13 protein-coding genes are annotated in these 16,395 nt (G+C 74.3%); all 13 read left to right on the forward strand.

The genetic code is table 11. The features are described from left to right. Positions 1-6 precede the first annotated feature (6 nt). The 13 genes from ELQ39_RS03735 to ELQ39_RS03795 all read left to right on the forward strand — a co-directional run bounded on the left by ELQ39_RS03735 (position 7) and on the right by ELQ39_RS03795 (position 16,237). Positions 7-1,299 carry a beta-ketoacyl-[acyl-carrier-protein] synthase family protein gene (locus ELQ39_RS03735; protein WP_225639964.1) on the forward strand — a complete coding sequence of 431 codons (1,293 nt, stop codon included), beginning with the start codon at positions 7-9 and terminating at the stop codon, positions 1,297-1,299. Further along, positions 1,296-3,083: a CoA-transferase gene (locus ELQ39_RS03740; RefSeq protein ID WP_242590983.1), complete on the forward strand. Its 1,788-nt coding sequence runs from the start codon at positions 1,296-1,298 to the stop codon at positions 3,081-3,083. Before ELQ39_RS03735 ends, ELQ39_RS03740 begins: the two co-directional genes overlap by 4 nt. Next, positions 3,080-4,123 carry a ketoacyl-ACP synthase III gene (locus ELQ39_RS03745; RefSeq protein WP_190001839.1) on the forward strand — a complete coding sequence of 348 codons (1,044 nt, stop codon included), beginning with the start codon at positions 3,080-3,082 and terminating at the stop codon, positions 4,121-4,123. Before ELQ39_RS03740 ends, ELQ39_RS03745 begins: the two co-directional genes overlap by 4 nt. A gap of 65 nt (positions 4,124-4,188) precedes the next feature. Then, complete coding sequence (locus ELQ39_RS03750) at positions 4,189-5,157, forward strand: ketoacyl-ACP synthase III (RefSeq protein WP_225628522.1); 969 nt, start codon at positions 4,189-4,191, stop codon at positions 5,155-5,157. Beyond that, positions 5,150-6,061, forward strand: coding sequence for an SDR family NAD(P)-dependent oxidoreductase (locus ELQ39_RS03755; RefSeq protein ID WP_242590984.1), 912 nt, complete (start codon positions 5,150-5,152; stop codon positions 6,059-6,061). Before ELQ39_RS03750 ends, ELQ39_RS03755 begins: the two co-directional genes overlap by 8 nt. Next, complete coding sequence (locus ELQ39_RS03760; RefSeq protein WP_164333308.1) at positions 6,058-6,882, forward strand: SDR family NAD(P)-dependent oxidoreductase; 825 nt, start codon at positions 6,058-6,060, stop codon at positions 6,880-6,882. Before ELQ39_RS03755 ends, ELQ39_RS03760 begins: the two co-directional genes overlap by 4 nt. Continuing rightward, positions 6,879-8,267: a beta-ketoacyl synthase N-terminal-like domain-containing protein gene (locus ELQ39_RS03765; RefSeq protein WP_242590985.1), complete on the forward strand. Its 1,389-nt coding sequence runs from the start codon at positions 6,879-6,881 to the stop codon at positions 8,265-8,267. Before ELQ39_RS03760 ends, ELQ39_RS03765 begins: the two co-directional genes overlap by 4 nt. Next, on the forward strand, positions 8,257-9,537 hold the full coding sequence (locus ELQ39_RS03770; protein ID WP_242590986.1) for a beta-ketoacyl synthase: 1,281 nt from the start codon (positions 8,257-8,259) through the stop codon (positions 9,535-9,537). Before ELQ39_RS03765 ends, ELQ39_RS03770 begins: the two co-directional genes overlap by 11 nt. Further along, the gene (locus ELQ39_RS03775) at positions 9,534-11,135 is read left to right on the forward strand and encodes an SDR family oxidoreductase (protein WP_242590987.1); all 1,602 of its coding nucleotides are present in this window, start codon (positions 9,534-9,536) and stop codon (positions 11,133-11,135) included. Before ELQ39_RS03770 ends, ELQ39_RS03775 begins: the two co-directional genes overlap by 4 nt. Next, complete coding sequence (locus ELQ39_RS03780) at positions 11,132-11,947, forward strand: SDR family oxidoreductase (RefSeq protein WP_242590988.1); 816 nt, start codon at positions 11,132-11,134, stop codon at positions 11,945-11,947. The genes ELQ39_RS03775 and ELQ39_RS03780 overlap by 4 nt, the downstream gene beginning before the upstream one ends. Next, the gene (locus ELQ39_RS03785) at positions 11,947-13,683 is read left to right on the forward strand and encodes a CocE/NonD family hydrolase (protein ID WP_242590989.1); all 1,737 of its coding nucleotides are present in this window, start codon (positions 11,947-11,949) and stop codon (positions 13,681-13,683) included. The genes ELQ39_RS03780 and ELQ39_RS03785 overlap by 1 nt, the downstream gene beginning before the upstream one ends. Beyond that, the gene (locus ELQ39_RS03790; protein WP_242590990.1) at positions 13,680-15,347 is read left to right on the forward strand and encodes an ATP-dependent acyl-CoA ligase; all 1,668 of its coding nucleotides are present in this window, start codon (positions 13,680-13,682) and stop codon (positions 15,345-15,347) included. Before ELQ39_RS03785 ends, ELQ39_RS03790 begins: the two co-directional genes overlap by 4 nt. Further along, positions 15,344-16,237 carry an enoyl-CoA hydratase/isomerase family protein gene (locus tag ELQ39_RS03795; RefSeq protein ID WP_242590991.1) on the forward strand — a complete coding sequence of 298 codons (894 nt, stop codon included), beginning with the start codon at positions 15,344-15,346 and terminating at the stop codon, positions 16,235-16,237. The genes ELQ39_RS03790 and ELQ39_RS03795 overlap by 4 nt, the downstream gene beginning before the upstream one ends. Positions 16,238-16,395: the final 158 nt, after the last annotated feature.

Raw genomic sequence — 16,395 nt, forward strand, 5'->3', positions numbered from 1 at the left:
CGCTCCATGGACAGCAGCCGAGCCCCCTCCCCGGACCCCTCCGATTCCGTCGTGCTGACCGGCATCGGGTGCGTGCTGCCCGGCACCCCTGATGTCCATGCCTTCTGGAGGCATCTCTCCACCGGAACCCCACAGGTGAGCCGGCTGGAGAAGCCGGCGTTCGCCGCTGCCGGGCTGCCGGTCCACGCGGCCGCGCAGCTCGGTGCGTTCGACACCGCGGTCCGGCTGCCGGACCTCGATCCGGCGCACGCCGCCAAGTACAACCGCGACATCCTGGCCACCATGGCGGCCGTCGGCGACGCGCTCGCGGACGCCGGGATCGCCCGGGGCCAGGTCGCCCCGGAGCGGCTGAGCATCGTCCAGTCCTCCTCCCGCGGCCCGCTGTCCTGGTGGGCCGAGACCATGACGGCGGGCCCCGACCAGGACCCGTACGCCGGCAAGGCGACGGCCATGTTCCGCGGTCTCGCCGGCTGCCCGGCCACGCTGGCCGCCATCGCCGTCGGGGCCAAGGGCCTGGTCACCACGGTCAGCAGCGCCTGCGTCGGCGGCCACCACGCGATCGGCCTCGCGCTGCGCGAGCTGCGTTCGGGCAGCGCCGACGTGGTCCTGGCCGGGGGCCACGAGTTCCCGATCACCCCGGAGGTCGCCCGCTGCTACCTGGGCCTCGGGGACGGGGTGCTCTCCCCGGAGGAGGAGGACCCCGCCTCCGCCGTCCGCCCCTACGACCGCGACCGGCGCGGATTCGCCCTGGGAGAAGGCGCGATGACGCTCTGCCTGGAGCGCGAGTCCTCCGCCCGCGAGCGCGGCGCCCGGATCTACGCGCGGATCCTGGGCCACCGCGCGCTCAACGAGGCCAACCACGCCACCAGCATGGATCTGACCGGAGACGTCACCGCCTCGGTCGTCGCGGCAGTGCTCGACGACGCCGGGCGCAAGCCCGAGGAGTTGGGGTACGTCTGCGGCCACGGCACCGCCACCCGGTACAACGACCTCGCCGAGAGCCGGGCCCTGCGCCGGCTGCTGCCGCACCGCGACGACGCCGACCTGCCGCCGCACGGCTCCAACAAGCCCATCTACGGCCACACCTTCGGCATGGCCGGAATCATCAACGTCGCCGCCACCTCGCTGATGCTCCACCACCAGCGGCTGGCCCCGACCGCCAACCACCGCACGCCGGACCCCGAGTGCGACCACGACCACGTCGCCGAGGGGCCCCGCGACGCCGAGTTCGACCTGGCGGTCTCGCTGTCCTTCGCCTTCGGCTCGCAGACCTCCGTCATGGCCCTGGAGCACGCATGACCACAGCGCCCGAACACCCTGCCGCCACGGGCCACCGCAGCGGCCCCTACCTGGCCGCCGGCCCCGACGACCTGATACGCCGCTTCGTCCGTGAGGGCGACCACCTGCACGCGGCGGCAACGATGTCGCGGCCCAACGCCCTGCTCAACGCGGTCTGCCGGACCTTCGCCGGCAGCCGCAGCCTGACCGTGAGCACCACCGCCGTGCACTCCAGCGCCCACGCGCTCGCCCTCTCCGGCGCCGTGCGCAAGGTGATCACCGGCTTCGTCGGGGACACCTACCCCTCGCCGCGCCCCAACCGCCTCTACCGCGAACTGGCCGAGGGCCGCCCGTTCGAGATCGAGATGTGGTCGCTGCTGAGCTACACCCAGCGGCTGATGGCCGCAGCACTCGGCCAGCCGTTCGCCACCACCGGCTCGAGGCTTGCCGAAACCGACCTCAGGCACGGCAAAGAGGGCAGCCTCCACCTGGTGCCGCACCCGGAGGACCCGGAGCGCACCGTCGCCCTGCTCAGCCCGCTGCGTCCCCGCTTCGCCCTCTTCCACGGCGTCGTCGCGGACAGCCGGGGCAACATCGTGGCCTGCCCCCCGCTGGGCGAGGGCCCCTGGGCCGCGTACGCCGCCACCGACGGCGTCCTCGCTTCCGTGGAGGCGATCGTCGACGACGAGGTGGTCGCGGCGATGCCGGACCGGGTGGTGATCCCCGCCGCCCGTGTCCTCGGCCTGTGCGAGGCTCCGCTCGGCGCCCACCCGCAGTCGCTGCGTACGGGCCGTCTCGCCGGAGTCGACGGCTACCTGGACGACTACGACTTCCTCACCGGCATCGTCGGCGCCTGCAAGACCCCGGAGACCGCCGCCGCCTGGTACGAGGAGTGGGTCGGCGGGGTGTCGGGCCACGCCGAGTACCTGGAGAAGCTGGGCGGGCGGCGCCGCTCCGGACTGCTCTTCCCGGCTCCGCCGGGCGACAGCGCCGTCGCGGAGAAGACCGCCCCGCCGGCGGACGCGCCCGCCGCGCCCACCGAGCAGGAGCAGCTCATCGTGCTCGGTGCCCGTGCCGTCGCCGACCTGGTCCGGGAGCGCGGCTACGACACGCTGCTCGCCGGGATCGGCACCTCGCACATGTCGGCGTGGCTGGCAGCCCGGCTGCTGGCGGACGACGGCGTCCAGGTGCGGGTCGCCGCCGAACTGGGCCTCCAGTCGATGGACCCCGAGCCCGGCGACGTCTTCCTCTTCAGCCAGCGTCACGCCGAGCGCTCGCAGATGCTCGCGGGCGTCGCGGAGACGCTGGGCGGCGCGGTCGCCGCCAACCCCCGCTGCCTGGGCGTACTGTCGGCGGCGGAGATCGACCCGGACGCCAACATCAACACGACGCTGCTGCCGGACGGCCGCTGGATCACCGGCTCGGGCGGGGCCAACGACATCGCCTCGACCGTGGACTGCGTGGTGATCGCGGTCGCCTCGGCCCGCCGCTACGTACCGCGGCTGGCCCACCTCACCAGTCCGGGCCGGCGGGTCCGCGACGTGGTCAGCCAGTTCGGGCGCTTCACCCGCACCGGAGCCGGCGACGCGTTCGAGCTGACGAGCTGGCTGCCGCCGGTGCCCGGCCGGGGCCGCACCGAGGCGGACCTGCCCGACGGGCCCGAGGCGGCGGTCCGCGACCTCACGGGGTGGGACTTCCCTGACGGATCCACGGGAGTCAGCGCGTTCCTGAACGACGAAAAGCCCGTCACCACCGAAGAACTCGAGCTCCTGCGCACCATGGACCCGGAAGGCCACTACCGATGACCACCACCGCCGAGACCGTCCCCGACCCGGCGACAGCCCATCTGCGCCCCCTGCCGCCCACCGCGATCGCCCCCGTGCGGCTCGCCGGGATCGGCCACTACTTCCCCGGTGAGCCGATCACCAACGCCCACTTCGAGCAGCTCGACGCGCTGGGCATCGACGACGCCTGGATCCGCGAGAACACCGGGATCGTCAGCCGCCACTGGCCGGCCGACGACAAGGAGCGCGCGGTGGAGATGGCGGCCAGGGCGGTGGACGACGCGTTGAGCGCCGCCGGTCTCGGACCCGACGACATCGACCTCGTCATCGGCACGACCTCGACGACCCGCCCGCGCACCAACCCCTCCAGCGCCACCAACAACTACATGGACATCTCGCTGCCGCTGCAGAAGCAGGCCGGGCTGCGGCACGCCACCTGCTTCGACGTCACCTCGGTGGCCTGCGCCGGCTTCATGTACGGCACCGCGACGGCCGCCGCGATGCTCCCGGCGCTCGGCATGCGCAACGCGCTGGTCGTCTGCGCGGAGAACCCCCGCCCGATCCTGAACTTCGACTACCGCTATTCGGCGCTGTTCGGGGCGGGCGCCGCCGCGGCGGTCTGGTCGGCGGACACCGCGGAACGCGGACTGCTGGACGTGGCGCTGCACGCGGACGGCTCGTACTTCGACGCCTTCGACATCGACGAGAACGACAAGATGCTGATGCGCGGCCGTGAGGTCGGCGCGGTCGGGCCGAAGCTGCTCACCCACGTGGGCCGGGAGATCCTGGAGCGCAACGACCTGACGGTGGACGACATCGACTGGTTCGTGCCGCACCAGGGCAACCTCAACATGATCAACCAGGTGTGCCGGGCCCTGGAGATCCCGGGAGACAAGCTCCTCACGAACATCCAGGAACGGGGCAACACCTCCAGCGTCTCCATCCCGAGCTGCCTCTCGGAGAACCTGAGCGCCGGGAAGATCCGCTCCGGCGATCTCGTCGCGACCATCGGCATCGGCCGCGGCTTCAGCTGGGGCGCGATGCTCCTGCGCATTCCGTGAGCCCGGCCTCATCCCCCTCAGCCGGGCCGTGGCCGGCACCACCGCACAGTACGGGAAGACGAGAGATGGACGACGAGACCTCCCTGTGGCGCGAGAGCGGACTGCGCCTGTCCGGGTTCGGGCACTACTACCCACGCCTCCTTCTCGAGAACGGCAGCGCCGAGGACCCCGCGGGCAACGCGGTGGACGAGGCCGTCATCGGCCGGCTCGACGTCCGCAGCCGCCATGTGGCGGACGAGGAGGAGACCCCCGCGTACATGGCGGTGCGCGCCGCCCACTCGGCGCTGGAACAGGCCGGCGTCACGCCCGACGAGCTGGACCTGGTGATCGTCAGCAACTGGACGGACCGCCAGTTCGTCCCCGAGTGGGCCCCGCACACCGCCCATCTGCTGGGCGCCGACCGGGCGCTGGCCTTCGACGTGTGCGGCGCCTGTACGGGGTTCGTGCACGGCGTGCAGACGGCGGCGGCGTACTTCGGCACGCACACCGCCTGGCGGCACGCGCTGGTCGTCTCCAGCGAGCGGTTCTCGCGCCGGGTGCGCCCCGGCAGCAAGGGCGAGCTGATCGTGGGCGACGCGGCCGGCGCAGCCGTGCTCTCGCGCGGCGCGGAGCCGGACGCGGGGCTGTGGGACTCGCTGCTGATCAGCGACGGCTCCGGCAGGGAGACGGTCACCGTCCACCCGCCCAACGGGTGGATCAAGAGCAGCCGCGAGCTGGTCTCCATCGCCGCCGACTCGCACGCCGACCTGGCCGCCCGGATGCTGGCCCGCTCGGGCGTCAAGATGGACGAGATCGACTGGGTCGTACCGCATCCCGGCACGGGTCAGCTGCACACCGCCGTGCGCGAGCGCCTCTCCATCCCGCAGGAGCGCTTCGTCACCAACTACGAGACCCGGGCGAACACCGGCAGCGCCTCGGTGCCGATCGTGCTGTCCGAGATGGCGCGCGACGGCCGACTGAAACCCGGTGACCTCTGCTACACGCCCACGGTGGGCTCCGGCTGGTACTACGGAGGGCTGCTCTTCCGTGTCTGATCAGCCATCACTTTCCGGACAGCACGACGCCGTCCGCGGGACAGCCCTGGTCACCGGCGGCAGCCGAGGCCTGGGCGCGGCCATCGCCCGGCATCTGGCCGCGGCGGGCTGGCACACCGTGATCTGCGGGCGCGACCCCGAGAACCTGGACGCGGCCGTGAAGGCGGCGGCCGACGACGGGCTCGCCCTGCACGCCGTGCGGGCGGACGTCACCGACGAGCGCTCCGTGGCCGACCTGTTCGAGCGGCTGGCCGAGGACGCCCCGCCGCTCGGGCTCTGCGTCAACAACGCGGGCAGCAACTTCTCCCGCCGCCTGGTGAGCGTCAGGGAACGGCCCGACGGGCCTCCCCTGCTCTCCCCGCACCCGCTGGAGGACTTCGAGCGGGTGGTGACCTCCCTGCTCACCGGCACCTTCCTGGTCGGCCGGCACGCGGCGCAGACGATGCTGGCCGCCGGCACGCCCGGAGCCATCGTCAACATCTCCTCCACCGTGCGCAAAGGCGCGTACGGGCAGTCGGCGTACTGCGCAGCCAAGTCCGGGGTGGAGGCGCTGACCCGCACCTGGGCGACCGAGCTGGGCGAGTTCGGCATCCGGGTCAGCGCGGTGGCACCCGGAGTCGTCGACGGCGAGGCACTGCGCCGCCGGTCGGCGGCGAACGAGCGGCACGCGGCCTACATGGCCGACCTGCGGCGCCATGTGCCGCTGCGCCGCTGGTGCGACGAGAAGGACGTGGCGGAGGCGGTCGCCTTCGCCGCCGACAACCCCTCGGTGACCGGCACGGTGCTGGAGGTCGACGCGGGCGGACTGCCGGCCCGCGTCCTGCCCCCGGCCGACCGGATCCCCGCAACCAGCACGGCAGCCGCGACGGCGGACCTCCCCGAGGAAGCGGAGAACACAGCATGACCAGCGGGTTCGCACCCACCCTGCTCCAGGGCAGGACCACCTTCCTGACCGGCGCCAGCAGCGGCATCGGCGCCGTCCTGGCGACGATGCTCGCCGCCCACGGCTCCCGGGTGGCGCTCATGGCACGCAGCGAGAAGGAGCTGCGGCTGCTGGCCGAGCGGATCGAGGCGGACGGCGGACGGGCGGTGGCGGTCCCCGGCGACCTCACCGACCCCGACAGCGTGCGCGCCTGCGTCCGCGAGGCCGAGGAGCGGCTCGGCCCGGTCGACCGGCTCGTGCACTGCGCGGGCGAGGCCCGCAACCAGGCGTTCCTGTGCGACCAGGACGAGGACCAGTGGATGGCCACCCTCGACATCAATCTGCTGGGGGCCTTCCGGGTCGCCCGTGCGATCGTGCCGGGGATGATGGAGCGGCGCGAGGGCAACATCGTGATGGTCTCCTCCATCGCAGGAAAGCGCGGGCTGCCCGCCAACACCTCGTACTGCGCGTCGAAGTTCGGGCTGAACGGCCTGACGCAGGCGCTCGCCGCCGAGCTGGGCGCCTTCGGCGTGCGGGTCAACGCGGTCTGCCCCGGGCTCACCGACAGCCCGGCTGCCACGGACGGCGAACGGTACGGCGACCCGTTCATGGCAGCCATCGCCAAGCACCACGGTCCCGCGGACCTGACCTGGGAGCGGTATCTGAAGCGGGCGGTCAACAGCACCATCCTGCGCCGTCTGGTGCGCCCGGAGGAGATCGCGGCGCAAGTGCTGTTCCTGCTCTCCGACCTGTCCGGCGGGATGACAGGGCAGGCCGTCAACGTGGACGCGGGGGCTCTGTGAGCGAGGAGCACGGCCGGGCGCGGGGCGAGCCGGCACCGCCCAGGGACCTGTTCGCCCCGGCGCCGCGCCCCTGGGCCCCCGGCCCCCGGGACGCGCTGGTCACCGGCATGGGCTTCTGTCTGCCCGGCGCGGCGGACGAGCCGGTGCGCACGGCCGGGCAGGTCTGGGCGACGGCCGCCACCGGGACCAGTCACGTCGAACGCGACGGCTTCCACCACGGCACCGTGCGCGGGGCTCGGGAGGCGTTCGAGGAACTGCTGCCGGACGTCCCCTCCCGCTATCTGCGCAGCTACGCCGACGTGCACCTCTACGGGATGGTCTCGTTGGTCGAAGCCTGCCGGGACGCCGGCCTCGACCACACGGCGGGCGAGCTGCGTGGCGCGGACGTGCTGACCGCGCGGGCGGGGGTGGACAGCAACTACGACAGCTACCGCGCCTGGCACGACGCCGATCCGGCGACGGTCGGCCCGAGGGAGGCCAAGTCCCTCTTCGTACGGCTCCTGGTGGCGGGCACCTCCAGCGATGTCGGTCCGGTCCAGGCCGCGTTCCTCGGCTCCACCGGCGCCAACTACACGGTGAGCTGCGGCTGCGCCTCCTCCTCGGTGCTGCTCGGCATCGCCCGCACGATGATCGCCGCGGGGCAGAGCGACCTCGTCGCCGTCACCGGGGTGGACCGCTTCGACACCGAACGGGTGCTGCACGGCCACCGGTTGCGGGAGGTCGTCGAGCGCGAGGCCGTCACCGTGCGGCACAACGACGATCCGCCGGCCGCGCCGCGCCACGACCGGCCGATGCGCCCGTACGACGCGGCGGGCGACTGCATGAACTACGGCGACGGCTCGGTCACCCTGATCCTGGAGAGCCGGGAACATGCCGCCGCACGCGGCGCCCGCACGCACGGGGCGGTCCTCGGCCAGGCCACCACACGCTCCGGGCTCAACAGCGCGGTGGCCATCGACACCGGCGGCACCGCTCTGGCCGAGGCGGCCCGCCGCGCCCTGGGCGACCACACCTCGCTGGCGCAGGTCCCGTACGTCAACGGGGGCGGCGAGGGCGACGCGCTGTTCACCCGGATCGAGTCCAACGCCGTCCGGTCCCTGTGGGGTGACAGGTCCTCACAGGTGCTGGTGAGTTCGCAGGAGGCGTGCTTCGGGCACAGCGGTGCGCCGCTCGGCGCTCTGGGCACGGCGCTGACGCTGATGATGATGCGGGAGGGCGCGGTGTGCCCCACCGCCAACTGCACGGCCCCGTCACCGGTCTGCTCGTTCGACCCGGTGCCGGGAACCAAGACGCGTGCCTTGGAGTTCGACCGGGCGCTGAGCTTCAACTACCAGGTGGGCGGGGTCAACAGCGCGCTGCTGCTGGGGGGTGGCGATGCCTGCTGACACACCCCTGCTGCGGCTCTCCGGCGCCGGGTTCGTGCTGCCGGGGCCGGACGGCCGTGCCTGCACCGACCTGGACACCTTCTGGCGGGTGGTGCGCGACGGGACGAGCTGCCTCTCCCCGTACGCCCGTCCCGGCCTCCCCCTCCGGATCGCCGGGACGGTCGGCCAGTGGGACCCGGAGAGGGAACTACCGCTGTCCCAGCGGCAGATACGCCGCTCGTCGCGTGCCGGGCTGATGGCCACGGGCGCGGTCGCCCGGGCCCTGGAGCAGGCCGGGCTGACCGCCGCGGACCTCGACGCGGAGCGCACCGCGCTGGTCGCCTGCTCGCTCCAGTTCGCCTTCCCCGAGACCGAGCGCTACTACGAGCTGGCCCGGGACAAGGGCGTAGCCGCCCTCGGCATGGAGTACTGGCTCAACGGGACCCCGCCCAGCGTGATCGGCACCGTCGCCTCCGGACTGCGGCTCCCCTGCCAGACGCTCAGCGTGGCGGGCTCCTGCAACGTGGCGCTGCGCACGCTCCACCTGGTCCAGCAGATGTTCCGCTGCGGGGACATCGACCGGGCCGTCGTCGTCGGTGTGGACACCACCGTGGACCCGGTGTTCGTGGCCGGCACCAGCCACACCGGGCGCAGCGGCTACCGCGCCTCCTCGCTGTCCGACGACCCCTCCGACGTCCGGCCGCACGACGAGATCCAGACCGGCAACGCCACCGGGGAGGGCGCCCTCGCCGTCGTCCTGGAGGACCCGGCGGCGACCGGGGACCGCCCGGGGCTGCGGTACCGCGCGCACCTGCGCACCTCGCGCTCCAACGGCCCCTCCACCGTCGCCACCGGCCCGCCCGACAACGTGGTGGGGGACGTGCTGGCCACGCTAGCGTCGGCCGGGCGCGGGCCGGGCGATCTGGCGTTCGTCAACGACTACGCGGACGGCAACCGGTTCGTCGAGGACCACCTGTGCCAGGCGCTGGCCGGCATACGGAAGGCGACGGGGTACGACGGCGAGCTGCGGCTGACCAACCAGGAGGCGGTCTTCGGACACGTCGCCGGGACCGGCGGCCTGGTCAAACTCCTCGGCAGCCTCCTGATGCTGCGTCACGGCCGGATCGCGCCCAGCGCCAACACCCTGACGCCGTACGCGGCGCTGCCGGGCGATCCGGTGCTCGCGGGCGGCCTGGCGACCGGGGGCGACAGCGCGCTGGTGCTCGCCTCCGGGGCGGGCGGCGACGCCACCAGCATGCTCATCGAATACGAAGGCGGCGACTTGCCATGACCCAAGTACACAGCACGGCGGGACGGCCCGGGACGGCCGTGGCGGGGGACCCGCTGCGGGCGCCGGTCGACGCCCGCCTGGTCGTCGACGCCACCGGGGCCCCGGGCACTCCGGTCGACGCGCTCACCGACGCACTCGGCGCGCTGGGGCTCTCCCCCGAAGCCCCCGGTGCCCCCGGTGCCCCCGGCACCGGCCGGGCCGGCGCCGCGGAACCCGCCCCGGCCGCCTACTGCGCGCTGCTGCTCGGCGAGGAGGCGTACGGCGCGGAGCACTCGCCGGGACTGGACCGGGCACGCATCCGGGCGGCCGCCCTGGCGATGGCGTCGGCGGGCCGGGGCCGCCTGGTCCTGGTGACCGACGCGACGGGCGAGCCGCACGCCGGGACCGACCCCGGCCGGCACGCCCGGCTCGCCGCCGACCGGGCCTGGTGGCAGCACCTGGTCACCGAGGTCGCCGGGCGCGGCGTCGTCGGCAACACCGTGGTCACCGGCTACTCCCCCGGCCTGGGCCACCGCCTCTCCCCCGCCGCCGAGGCCGGCCTGCTGCGCTATCTCGTGCAGCGCCGGACCACCACGGCCGCCGATGTGGCCGCCGGCGTGGCCTTCCTGGTCTCCGAGGGATGCTCGTACCTGGTCGGGGAGACACTGCCGGCCGACGGAGGCGCGGGGCTGGGCCACATCCCGTCGCTGCCCGCCAGGCCGCCCGCCGTCCCCGCGCCGCGTCGCGGCGCCGCGGCCTCGCATCCGGCGCCGGAGCCGGTCACCGGCCAGGACCTCCTGGGACGTACGGTACTGGTGGCGGGGGCCAGCAGCGGCATCGGCCGGGCCGCCGCCCTGCATCTGGCGGGGCGCGGCGCGGACGTGGTGCTGGCGGCGCGCCGGACACCGGCGCTGGAGGAGGTCGCCGCCGGCATCGAGGACCGCGGCCGCCGGGCGTGGGCGCTGCGCTGCGACCTCTCCGACGCCGAGGACGCCGCATCGCTCGGCGAGCGCGCCTGGCGGACGGCCGGCGGCGTCACCTCACTGCTGTACGCGGCCGGGCACCTGGGCTTCAGCGCGGTCGGCGGCGACCCCGCCTCCGCCGCCCGGACCTTCGCCGTGAACCTGCACAGCTTCGTCGCGGTCACCGAGTACCTGACGGCCCGCTGGCGGGACGAGGGGACGCCCGGCGCGGTGGTCGGGGTCTCCTCGGTCAGCTCCACGCTCAGCCCGGTCGCGGGGCTGGAGTACTACGGGGCGAGCAAGGCGGCGATGGCGCAATACATCCGGTGCCTCGCGGTCTCGCTGGCCCGCCACGGCATCCGCGCCAACTGCGTGGCCCCCGGCATCATCGAGACGCCGATGGGTGACGCGGCGGGCCCCGAGCACCGGCGCGGCTGGATCAGCCGGATACCGGCCGGACGGGTCGGCGACCCGCGTGAGGTCGCGGCCGTCCTCGGCCATCTGCTCAGCGGTTCGGCTGCCCGGACGACCGGTGCGGTGCTGCGCGTGGACGGCGGCTTCGGTCTCGGCGACGTGGCGCCGCTGCGGCCGGGCTACCCGGAACCGGCGCTCGCACAGGCCGCGCCGTCGGATGCGGCGCAGGGAGAGCAGCGGTGAGCGCCGCGGGAGTGGCGGGCGGCCCTCCGGTCGCCCTCGTCGCCGGCGCCTCCTCCGGCATCGGGGCCGCAGTCGCCCGCCGCCTGGCCGCCCGCGGCAGCGCCGTGGCGCTGGTCGGCCGGCGGGAGGCCGAGCTGAAGGAGGTCGCGGAGTCGATCCGCGAGGCCGGGGGGACCGCGCTGCCGTTCGCCCTGGACCTCGCCAAGCCCGGCGCCCCCGCCGACGCGGTCGCCGCGACCGCCGCCGCGCTGGGGCCGGTGGGGCTGCTGGTGTGCAGCGCGGGCGCCATCCGGCTGGCCGCCGTCCACGAGACCGAGGAGCGGCACTGGGAGCGGCAGGTGCGGGTGAACCTCACCGTGCCGTTCCTGCTGGCCCGCGCGGTGCTGCCGGGGATGCGGGAACGCGGCCACGGCTGGGTCGTGAACATCGGCTCGGGCGTTGGCTCGGAGGTGGTGCCGGGCAGCGGTGGCTACGGCGTCAGCAAGCACGCCGTGCACCGGCTCACCGAGCTGATCCACGAGGAGAACCGCGACTTCGGCGTCCGCGCGGTCACCGTCGCCCCGGGCTGGGTCTCCACCCGGCTCGCGGCCCGGCCCAGCGACCTCGGCGTCCCCGAGGAGGAGGTCCTGGACGCGGAGGACATCGCGGACACCGTCGCGTGGCTGCTGGACCGGCCGGCCCGGATGAGCGTGGGCCCGCTGGTCCGCGTCGAGCCCTCGGCGAGCCGGGCCGCCGCCGGTGACGCCATGACCCGCCATCTGAACCGCTCCCGCGCCCGGGGCGCCGGACCGGCCGCCGAGGAGAACCGCTGATGGGCAGGACCACCCTCATCGAGCACGACGTGCCGGTGGAGATGCGCGACGGAACGGTGCTGCGGGCCGATGTCTGGCGGCCCGCCGAAGCAGCGCCCTCGCCCGCCGTCCTCTTCCGCACGCCGTACGGCAAGTCCGCACTGGGACTGGCCACCCTGACCCCGTCCCAGTGCGTGGACCGGGGGTACGCGGCGGTCGTGCAGGACACCCGGGGCCGGTTCGCCTCGGAGGGCGAGTGGGCCCCGCTGGACTGGGCGCAGGAGGGCCCGGACGGTTACGACACGGTCGAGTGGACCGCGCGGCAGCCGTGGTGCGACGGGAACGTGGCCATGGCGGGCACCTCGTACCAGGCGATCGTCCAGTGGCTGGCCGCCATGGAGAAGCCGCCGCACCTGCGGGCCATCGCGCCCGCGATGTCGACCTCCGCGGCCTTCGACGCCGAGCAGCTGGGCGGTTGCCTGCGGCTGGACCACCTCACGAGCTGGCTCGGTCTGACGGCGCTGGAGTGGGTGCAGCGCCGGGCCGCGGCGGGCGATCCGGTGGATGCGGCGGTCGTCGCCGAGGTCGTGCAGCTCCTCACCACGCCCGACGTGCCCCTGCGCCGCCTGCCGTTGTCGGCCGTCCTCGACTTCGAGGGGTTCCCCGGCCGGCTCCGGGACGTCTTCGCGGGGAAGGCGGCGACGGTGGCCGACTACCGCATCGGTGACGTCGGCGTGCCCACCTTCTCGGTGGGCGGCTGGTACGACGTGTTCTCCCACGGCACGATCGAGCTGCACCGTGCGATGCGCGCCCAGGACCCGGTGGCCGGGCGGCACGAGCTGGTCGTCGGGCCCTGGGTGCACTCCGGTCAGCTGCCGCAGGTGCAGGGCGAGGTGAACACGGGCCTGTACGGTTCGGCGCAGGGCGCGCGGCTGGCCGATCTGCATCTGGACTTCTTCGACCGCCATCTGCGGCCGGCCGGACACGACGCGGGGCGGGCCGCGGGCGGTGACGACGCCGGAAAGGCCGCGGGCGGTGACGTCCGGTACTTCCTCTTCGGTGACGACACCTGGCACCGGGCCGAGAGCTGGCCGCCACCCGAGGCCGTGGACGCCTCCTGGTACCTGGCGGGTCCGGAGTGCGACGGGAAGGGCGGCCGGCTTCTGCCCGCACCGCCTCCGGGGGGCGTGGGGCGGGACGCGTTCACCTACGACCCGGAGAACCCGGTGCCCTCGCACGGCGGGCGGGTGCTCCAGCTGGGCCGGCTGGCGGCGGGTCCGCTCAACCAGGCGCACCTGGAGAGCAGGCCGGACGTGCTCCTGTACACCTCCGAGCCGCTCACCGAGCCGCTGGACGTCGTGGGCCGGCAGCGGCTGCGGCTCCGCTTCGGCTCGGACGCGCCCGCCACCGCCGTGGTCGCCAAACTCACCGACGTGTGCCCGGACGGGCGTTCGCTGCTCGTGGCCGAGGCCAGTCTCCGGCTGGAGGGCGTGGGAGGCGCCCCGCCGGACGAGCCGTACGACGCCGATCTGCTGCTCGGTGACACCGCGTGGCGCTTCGCCCCCGGGCACCGGCTGCGCGTCCACGTCACGAGCAGCAACTTCCCTCACCTGGACCGGCATCCCAACCTTCCCGGTCCGGTCGGCGAGGCGGACCACTGCCGGCCCGCACGGCAGACGGTCTGGCACGGGGGCCCGTACCACAGTGTGCTGCGGTTGCAGGTGCTGCCCGCCTCGGGGGCCGGGGGGACCGCGTGAGCGAGGACATACTCGATCCGGCGTCCGCCGACGTGCCGACGGCCGAGCAGTGCGTCCTCGGCCCCCTGCTCCGCCGTCGCGCCGCCGCCACACCGACGGCGCCGTACGCGCTGATGCCGGACGGCGACAGGTGGTCGTACGCGCGCACGCTCCGGGAGACCGAGGAGACGGCCGCCGCGCTCCAGGCGCTGGGTGTCGCCCCCGGGGAGCTGGTGCTGAGCTGGCTGCCCAACGGGCCGGACGCGCTGCGCGTCTGGTACGGGGTCAACCTGGCGGGCGCGGTCCTGGTGCCGCTGAACATCGCCTACCGGGGCGCGATCCTGCGCCAGGTGATCGCCGACAGCGGGGCCGCGGTGCTGGTCTGCCGGCCGTCGCTGGCGGCCCGGCTGGCGCAGACGGACGAGCGGACCGGGTCGGTGCGCACGGTGGTGCTGCTGCCGGGTCCCGACGACGCGCCACAGGAGGTGGCGGCGCTCGCCGGGCGGCTCTCCGGGCGCTACCGGGTGGAGACGGGACTGCGGGCGGACCGGGCGCAGTTCACCGAGCCGGTGCCCACGCCGCAGCCGTGGGACCCGCAGACCGTCGTCTACACCTCCGGGACGACCGGCCCCTCCAAAGGGGTCGTCTCCTCCTACGCGCACCTGTACAGCAGTTGCACCGCCGCCTTCCACGGCATGGCCGGACCGCAGGACCGCTATCTGCTCCAGCTGCCGCTGTTCCACGCGGGCGGCACGATCGGGGCGTACGGGATGCTGGTGCACGGCGGTTCGGTGACGGTCGTGCCCGCCTTCAGCACCGGTGAGTTCTGGCCGCTGATCCGGCGTACGGGGACGACCCTCTGCACGCTGCTCGGCGTGATGGCGACCTATCTGCTCAAGCAGCCGCCGCTGCCGCAGGACACCGCGCATCCGCTGCGGGCCGCCTACGTCATCCCGTTCACCGAGGGGGCGGCGGAGTTCTCCCGGCGGTTCGGAGTGTCGGTCCGCGCGCTGTTCAACATGACCGAGGTGTCGTGTCCGGTGCTGTCCGCGCCGGACCATCGCCCGGGGGTCCCGATGCACTGCGGGCGGCCTCGGCCGGGCATCACCGCCCGGGTCGTCGACGACCACGACCGGGAGGTGCCGGACGGCGAGGCGGGCGAGCTGGTGCTGCGGGCGGACCGGCCGTGGTCGTTCCTGAGCGGCTATCTGGGGCGGCCGGCCGAGACGGCCGCGGTCTGGCGCAACGGCTGGTTCCACACCGGGGACACCTTCCGGCGCGCACCGGACGGCGGGCTGGTCTTCGTGGACCGCAAGAAGGACGCCATCCGCCGGCGCGGCGAGAACGTCTCTTCCTTCGAGGTGGAGGCCCAGGCGGTGGCCCACCCGGGGGTGCTGGAGGCGGCGGCGGTGGCGGTCCCCGGCGACGAGGGCGAGGACGAGGTGCTGCTGGTGGTGGCGGACCGCGACCCGGCGGCGCCGGTCGACCCGGCGGCGCTGCTGGAGTTCCTCCGGGAGCGGCTGGCCCACTTCATGCTGCCGCGCTACATCCGGGTGCTGCCGGAGCTCCCCAAGACCCCCACCGGCAAGCCCACCAAGCACACGCTGCGCGCCGAGGGCGTGGTGGCGGGGACGTGGGACCGCGAGGCCGCCGGCATCCGCATACGCAGGGAGAGGATCGTATGAGCCAGCGAGGGACCGACGCGGGCCTGGGGTCCGCGGCCGAGTGGGCGGGGGCGGCGACCGAGTCGTTCGCGGACTTCGCCGACCGGGTGGACGGCAAGGAGGACGTGCCGCTGCGAGCCTCGCTGGTGGACGGGGTCGCCACGCTGACTCTGGACCGGCCGCGCCGCCGCAACAGTCTCGATCTGGCGCTCTCCCGCCATCTCCTGCTCGGCCTGATGTGCGCGGGGGACGACCGCCGGGTGCGTACGGTCGTGCTCACCGGGAGCGGCGGGGCGTTCTGCGCGGGCGACGACGTGGAGAGCGTACGGCGGTGGCGGCTGGGCGACCGGGTGGACACCCCCTTCGACCCGATCACCTCGGACGCGCACTACCTGCGGGTCTGCGAGGCGATCCTGCACCTGCCGAAGCCGGTGATCGTGGGGCTGACCGGCGCGGCGGCGGGCGCCGGGGCGGAGATCGCCTGCGCCGCCGACTTCCGGCTGGCGGACACCCGTGCCTCGATCGGCAGTTGCCTGGCCGGGGTCGGCCATGTGGGGAACGTGGTGCTGATGTCCCGGCTGACCGGTCCGGCGCGGGCGACGGAGATCTACCTCACCGGGCGGATGGTGTCGGGGGACGAGGCGGTGCGCATGGGCCTGTTCGACCGGCTCTGCGCACCGGAGGATTTCGACCGCGAACTGGCGAAGCTGGCCGGCCGGTTCGCCGCGCTTCCGACCGCGTCGGTGGGGCTGTTCAAGGAACTGCGGGAGCGCAGCTGGGGCCAGCCGGCGGAGTACGGGCTGCGGCTCCAGGACGCGTACCACCTCAAGACGCACGCCACGGTGGCCGACGCCCGCGAGGGGATGGCCGCTTTCGCGGAGAAGCGGCAGCCCCGCTTCACCGGCGACTGAGGGCTCCGGTGTCTCCGCCGGGACCGCCGGCCGACCGGTGCGGCCGTCCGCCTTTGCGGCCGCGACGGATAGAGTATTCTGATTCTGATGAACGATGCGCTGCGGCACCCCCGCCGGGCGGCCCCACCGCCCCCTCACCCCGCCCTGTCCGCGTCGGC

The organism is Streptomyces sp. GB4-14 (genome assembly GCF_022696125.1).
Classification (GTDB): Bacteria; Actinomycetota; Actinomycetes; order Streptomycetales; family Streptomycetaceae; genus Streptomyces; species Streptomyces werraensis.

Excerpts from the sequence above, each read along its gene's own strand:
- ELQ39_RS03740 (WP_242590983.1), top strand. The coding sequence starts at position 1,296 with ATGACCACAGCGCCCGAACACCCTGCCGCCACGGGCCACCGCAGCGGC.
- ELQ39_RS03760 (WP_164333308.1), top strand. The coding sequence starts at position 6,058 with ATGACCAGCGGGTTCGCACCCACCCTGCTCCAGGGCAGGACCACCTTC.
- ELQ39_RS03795 (WP_242590991.1), top strand. The coding sequence starts at position 15,344 with ATGAGCCAGCGAGGGACCGACGCGGGCCTGGGGTCCGCGGCCGAGTGG.
- ELQ39_RS03770 (WP_242590986.1), top strand. The coding sequence starts at position 8,257 with ATGCCTGCTGACACACCCCTGCTGCGGCTCTCCGGCGCCGGGTTCGTG.
- ELQ39_RS03735 (WP_225639964.1), top strand. The coding sequence starts at position 7 with ATGGACAGCAGCCGAGCCCCCTCCCCGGACCCCTCCGATTCCGTCGTG.
- ELQ39_RS03745 (WP_190001839.1), top strand. The coding sequence starts at position 3,080 with ATGACCACCACCGCCGAGACCGTCCCCGACCCGGCGACAGCCCATCTG.
- ELQ39_RS03750 (WP_225628522.1), top strand. The coding sequence starts at position 4,189 with ATGGACGACGAGACCTCCCTGTGGCGCGAGAGCGGACTGCGCCTGTCC.
- ELQ39_RS03775 (WP_242590987.1), top strand. The coding sequence starts at position 9,534 with ATGACCCAAGTACACAGCACGGCGGGACGGCCCGGGACGGCCGTGGCG.
- ELQ39_RS03785 (WP_242590989.1), top strand. The coding sequence starts at position 11,947 with ATGGGCAGGACCACCCTCATCGAGCACGACGTGCCGGTGGAGATGCGC.